The 5,680-nt window shown below is 67.0% G+C and carries 5 protein-coding genes; 3 read left to right on the top strand and 2 right to left on the bottom strand.

What is annotated here, in order from left to right; translation table 11 throughout:
* Window positions 1-76 precede the first annotated feature (76 nt).
* Window positions 77-1,396, bottom strand: coding sequence for a citrate synthase (locus ACESMN_RS01510; RefSeq protein WP_373051819.1), 1,320 nt, complete (start codon window positions 1,394-1,396; stop codon window positions 77-79).
* A gap of 318 nt (window positions 1,397-1,714) precedes the next feature.
* Between ACESMN_RS01510 and ACESMN_RS01505 the strand changes: the two genes are divergently transcribed.
* Window positions 1,715-2,248, top strand: a complete 534-nt coding sequence (locus ACESMN_RS01505; RefSeq protein ID WP_373051818.1) for an energy transducer TonB — start codon at window positions 1,715-1,717, stop codon at window positions 2,246-2,248.
* A 184-nt stretch (window positions 2,249-2,432) separates the two neighbouring features.
* Here ACESMN_RS01505 and ACESMN_RS01500 read toward each other — a convergent pair whose 3' ends face one another.
* Complete coding sequence (locus ACESMN_RS01500; RefSeq protein ID WP_373051817.1) at window positions 2,433-3,599, bottom strand: transglycosylase SLT domain-containing protein; 1,167 nt, start codon at window positions 3,597-3,599, stop codon at window positions 2,433-2,435.
* 218 nt (window positions 3,600-3,817) lie between these two features.
* On the opposite strand from ACESMN_RS01500, the gene ACESMN_RS01495 reads away from it, so the two are divergent.
* Complete coding sequence (locus ACESMN_RS01495; protein WP_373051816.1) at window positions 3,818-4,537, top strand: ABC transporter ATP-binding protein; 720 nt, start codon at window positions 3,818-3,820, stop codon at window positions 4,535-4,537.
* Window positions 4,530-5,372, top strand: coding sequence for an ABC transporter permease (locus tag ACESMN_RS01490; protein WP_373051815.1), 843 nt, complete (start codon window positions 4,530-4,532; stop codon window positions 5,370-5,372). The genes ACESMN_RS01495 and ACESMN_RS01490 overlap by 8 nt, the downstream gene beginning before the upstream one ends.
* Window positions 5,373-5,680 lie beyond the last annotated feature (308 nt).

The raw sequence follows: 5,680 nt of genomic DNA, 5'->3' as shown, positions 1-5,680 counted from the left end.
CGCTCCCACAAAGGCCGCTCCCACGAAGCCGCTGCCACAAAGGCCGCTCCCACGAGGCCGCTCCCGCGAGGCCGTGTCAGGGGCGGCGCTCCATGGGGAGGTAGTCGGTCAGCCCGTTCCCGGTGTAGATCTGCCGGGGCCGCGCGATGCGGCCACCCGGCGTCTGCTGCTGTTCCCACCAGTGGGCGATCCAGCCGGGCAGCCGGCCGATCGCGAAGATCACCGTGAACATGTTCGTCGGGATCCCCATCGCGCGCAGCAGGATGCCACTGTAGAAGTCCACGTTCGGGTACAGCTTGCGCTCGACGAAATAGGGATCGGACAGCGCGATCTCCTCCAGCTGGCGGGCGATCTTCAGTAGCGGGTCATCGCCCGAGATCTGCGGCAGCAGCTCCTCTGCCACCTTCTGCAGCATCTGGGCGCGCGGGTCGAAGTTCTTGTACACGCGATGGCCGAAACCCATCAGCCGCACGTTGCTGTCCTTGTCCTTGGCCAGTCGCAGGTACTCCTCGGGCGTAATATTGCCCTGGTGGATCTGCTCCAGCATGTTCAGCACCGCGACATTGGCTCCGCCATGCAAAGGTCCCCACAGCGCAGAGACTCCTGCGGCACAGGATGCAAACAGGTTGGCTCCGCTCGAGCCCACCATGCGGACCGTCGAGGTCGAGCAGTTCTGTTCGTGATCGGCGTGCAGGATCAGGATGAGATTGAAGGCCTTGCGCACGAGGATGGGACAGACGTACTGACTGTAGGGCTGCGAGAACATCATGTGCAGCAGGTTGGGCACGTAGCGCAGGCCCGGGTCGGGGTAGACGTAGGGAAGCCCGCGCGAGTGCCGGAAGGCATAGGCGGCAATCGTGCGGATCTTGCTGATCAGGCGTGCCGCCGCATGCCGCAGCTCGCCGTCGTCCTCCAGCTCATGCAGATCCAGGTGATAGCAGGACAGGGCGTTGATCATTGCCGACAGGGTGGCCATCGGCGGCGCCGAGCGCGGGAAGCCCTCGAACTGGTGCTTCATGCTCTCGTCGATGTGCGCGAAGCGGGTCAGGTCCTCGGAAAAGTCCTTGTACTCGGTCTCGCTCGGCAGATGTCCGAAGATCAGCAGCCAGGCAACCTCGATGAATGTCGGGCTGTCCACGAACTGCTCGATCGGAATCCCCCGGTAACGGAGGATGCCTGCATCGCCATCAATGAAGGTGATCGCGCTGGTGCAGCTACCGGTGTTCCCGTAGCCGGGATCCAGCGTGATGTGTCCGGTCTCGGCGCGCAGACGGCCGATATCGATTCCGCGCTCGCCTTCGCTGCCTTCCACGACGGGCAGGGTGTACTCGTTCCCGTCGAGGGACAGGACCGCGGGCTCCGAGGCAATCGGATTCGGATTGAGGGTTTCATTCATCGCATGGGCTCCCGGAGGGAAAGATGAGGTCAGCTTCGCGCGGAAGCGATGGAGCCATCATGGCAGAAGCCGAGCATTCGCATGAAGGGGCAAGGCAAGATTACGGGGTGCATCGGACGTGTAGACGGCAGGGGCCCGTCCGGCACGCCGTCTCCGGGATCCACTGTGCGGCGGCTGCGCACCGCATCGCGTGGCCGGCGCGGGTCCAGCGGAATCCGGCGCGGATGGGCCGCGCCGACAGCAGCTTCCGCTCCATCCAAAGGGGCGTATCATGGGTTTCAGGCCGATCCGGCTGTTTGCCAACAGGAGGAAGACGACATGCGCTACATGCTGCTGTTTGGAATCGCCCTGGGGCTGCTGCTTGCGGGCTGCCAGCCCAACGACACCGACGTGCCCGAGCCCACCGCTCCGGAGGAGGTCGAACCGCCACCGCAGGTCAGCCCGACGCCACCCCCCGAGACCGAGGCGCCGCCTGCAGAGGACTCCGCTTCCGAAGCGATGCCCGGGAGCGAACCGCCGCCTGATGAAGAACCGCCAGCCACTGGAGACGCCGCGCCCGAAGAGGATGCCGAGGCGGCAGAGCTCTGGGATCGTGCCCAGCAGCTCGCTGAAGAGGCACAGAAACAGACCGAGGAAGCCCTGCGTGTCGGACGTGAGGAAGGCGGGGAAGCAGCGGAGACGGCAAGGGATGCAGCGGCGGAGGCCCGGGAGGACGCCCGGAGGGCCTGGGAAGCAGCCCGGGACTACGCAGGAGAGACCGGGTCCGATGCGCGTGAAGCCGCGGAAGCGGCCTGGTCCGAGGCCACCTCGGCCTGGGACCGCCTGGTGAACGAGGAGCCGCCGGAACAGTGAGCCATATTCGGGGTGGTGCGGCGCTGATCGGCCATCAACAGCACGTCACTAACGATCATCGCGATCCGCGCCACCCCGAAGGATGAAGGCGCAAGTGCCGCATGCAGTGCGGCGACTTGCCGCCGGCTCATGGTCGGCCGCTGAGGCTACCGGCACACCGTGCTGCCAGCACTGAATCACGGCCTCACTGAACCCGGCATCCCACCAGCTGCAGCCGCTGACCCGGCCGAATCAGGTAGCGCGGGCCAGCAATGCCGTTCGCTTCGGCGACCGTCCGCAGGCTCGGGCATCCCTGGCGGTTTACGATCGTCGACAGGGTATCGCCGCTGCGCACGGTGTAGGTCCGCACCGCCAGCAGGGCGCGGCGCTCCTCGCGGGAGGCGTGCAGACGACGCGCGAGCTCCTTGCGCGCGCCGTTCAGGCAGGACTCCGGGTACCGCGCCGCGATCGCGGCCGGCGCCTGAACCGCGGAGCCGCCCGGAAGACGCACATCGTGATCCTGATGCGGATTGAGATTGCGCAGCGTCCGGAACCATCCGGCACGGCTGCCCTCCTGCCCGAGACAGATCGATAGTTCGGCGAGAGTCTTCGGTTCCGCCAGTTCGATCTGTGATGGCACGGCATCCACCTCCGGGAATGCGACGCCATGGGTCTCCGGGTCCTGGAACAGCAGGGCCGCCGCCAGCACGTAGGGGACGTACTCCTGGGTCTCCCTCGGCAACTGCCGGAAGAAATCCGGGTTCCAGAAGCTGGGTTCATCGAGCGCGCGGGCCAGGCGCAGGACCCGGGTCTCTCCGAGATTGTATGCGGCCAGCGCCAGCGTGAGATCGCCCTGATGCTCAATGAACCGCTCCCCCAGATAGGCCACGTTGGCCCGGGTGGCAGCCAGCGGATCAAAGCGCTCGTCGCGTTCTCCATCGATGCGCAGGCCCAGGCGCAGCGCGGTATAGCCCATGAACTGCAGCGGTCCCGCCGCGCCCATCCGCGACACCGAGTGCACGCGACCGCCCGATTCCTTCGCGAGGATCCCGAACAGCAGGGCCTCCGGCAGACCCGCCTGCGCGTACACCGGCCACATCAGGTGACGCATGTACATGTACTGCTCGTAGGCGTCGATCAGCGTCGGCCGCATCCACGTCAGCCAGTCGTTCAACGCCGCCGCGATCAGGCTGTCCCGTTCCGCAGTCCATGGGATGCCCGTGTCGTTCAGCGCCCGGTCCAGGCTCCCCGAATACTCGGCCAGGGCCCCCCGGGTCTGCCCGTTCTGTTCCGCCCCAACCGTGCTCGCGAGACCGGCCAGCGCCATGGCGACCCAGCAAACCCTGATCCAGTAGCGAAACGACCCGCCCATATCCTCTCCTCTCCAGTAAAGGATGGTAGTCTCGCCGCGGCGGCGGCTGGAGGCCACCCCTCGGTGGTCATCGCACTCGCGCATGTCCGGAATGCAGCCCGTGCCACCGATCCGGTGGACCGGCCCGCCCCCCGCGGCGTTCCCGGGGGAACGGGCGGGCCGCTTCCGGGTCCCATGCCGCGTGACCGCTCCCGACGCAAGGAGGCACTGTTACTCGAATGGCGATCGAAGTCTCGGAACTCACCAAGAACTTTGGCCCCGCCACCGCCGTGGATGCGGTCAGCTTTGACATCGCGACCGGCTCGGCCACGGCCCTGCTGGGTCCGAACGGCGCCGGCAAGACCACGACCCTGGCAATGCTCCTGGGCCTGATGACGCCCACCTTCGGACATATCCGCGTGCTTGGTGCCGACATGCTTCGTGACCGCTACGCAGTGCTCAACCGGATGAACTATGCGTCCCCCTACATCGACCTGCCCCAGCGCCTGACGGTGCGCGAGAACCTGGTCGTGTACGGACGCCTTTACGGCGTGCGCGGACTCAAGGCGCGCATCCACCAGCTGGCGGAGGAGCTCGAACTGGAGTCCCTCATCAACCGGCCCTACCGGGAGCTCTCGGCCGGCCAGCGGACCCGGGTCGCGCTGGCCAAGGCGCTGATCAACGAACCGGAACTCCTGCTCCTCGACGAACCCACCGCCTCACTGGACCCGGACACCGGAGATCGCATCCGGGGCTGGCTCGAGGCATACCGGGCGCAAACCGGTGCGACCATGGTACTGGCGTCACACAACATGCCCGAGGTCGAACGTCTCTGCGACCGCGTGCTGATGATGCGGGGCGGCCGCATCGTCGATGACGGAACGCCGGAGGGGCTGAGGGCGCGCTACGGGCGACGCAACCTCGAAGAGGTCTTCCTGGACGTTGCCCGCCATGGCTGACCGCCACGGAGCGCCGCGCCCCGGTACCCGGCAGGGCCTGGGGGAATCGCTGAACCGCAGCTACGCGATGCTGCTGCGGCATGTCTATCTCCTGCGGGGTTCCTGGCCCCGAGTGCTCGAACTGGCCTACTGGCCGGTAATGCAGATGATCCTCTGGGGCTTCATCACGCAGTTCTTCACCGGACACAGCGAGTGGGTGGCGCAGGCGGCCGGGCTGCTCCTCGCGGCCGTGCTGCTGTGGGACGTGCTGTTCCGCGCCCAGCTCGGCGTGACCCTGCCCTTTTACGAGGAGCTGTATTCGCGGAACCTCGGGCACCTGTTCGTGAGCCCGCTGCGTCCGTGGGAGCTGATCGCGTCACTGCTCGGAATCAGCACGCTGCGCACCCTGATCGGGGTGGTGCCCGCAGCGCTCCTTGCGATCCCCCTGTACCATTACTCGATCTTCACGATGGGTCTACCGCTGATCGTATTCTTCGTGCAGCTGCTGGTGACCGGATGGGCGCTCGGCCTGATGATCAGCGGCCTGGTGCTGCGCTTCGGGCTCGGCGCACAGAGCCTGGCCTGGGTGGCCATCTTCGCGCTGGCACCGATCTCGGGCATCTACTACCCGATCGAGGTGCTGCCCGCATGGCTGCAACCGCTGGCGCTGGCGCTGCCCTCCGCCCATGTCTTCGAGGGCATGCGGGCGGTCTTGCTCGACGAGGGCTTCCACACCGGCCACTTCGCCGCCGCCCTGGCCCTGAACCTCGTCTATCTCGTGCTCGGGGCGGCCCTGTTCATGCGCGTATTCGCGCTGGCACGCGAGCGCGGCCTGCTGCTGCACAGCGGCGAGTAGGTCGTACCGGTCCGCCATACGCACCGGTTCGCCGGTAGGTGCGGATCACAACGCCCTCGTCCAGCCCGTAGGGTGGGCAAAACGAAGTGTGCCCACCACCGACCGGCATGCTCAGAACCGTGGGCCCGCTGCGCTTGGCCCACCCTGCGCACCGGATCGCAGGTAGATGCGGATCACGACCCCCTCGTACAGCGCCTGTGGTGGGCCCGCTGCGCTTGGCCCACCCTACGCACCGGATCGCAGGTAGATGCGGATCACGACCCCCTCGTACAGCGCCTGCGGTGGGCCCGCTGCGCTTGGCCCACCCT

The organism is Thioalkalivibrio sp. (genome assembly GCF_041690275.1).
Lineage (GTDB): Bacteria > Pseudomonadota > Gammaproteobacteria > Ectothiorhodospirales > Ectothiorhodospiraceae > Thioalkalivibrio.
This window is presented reverse-complemented; position numbering and strand designations above follow the sequence as displayed.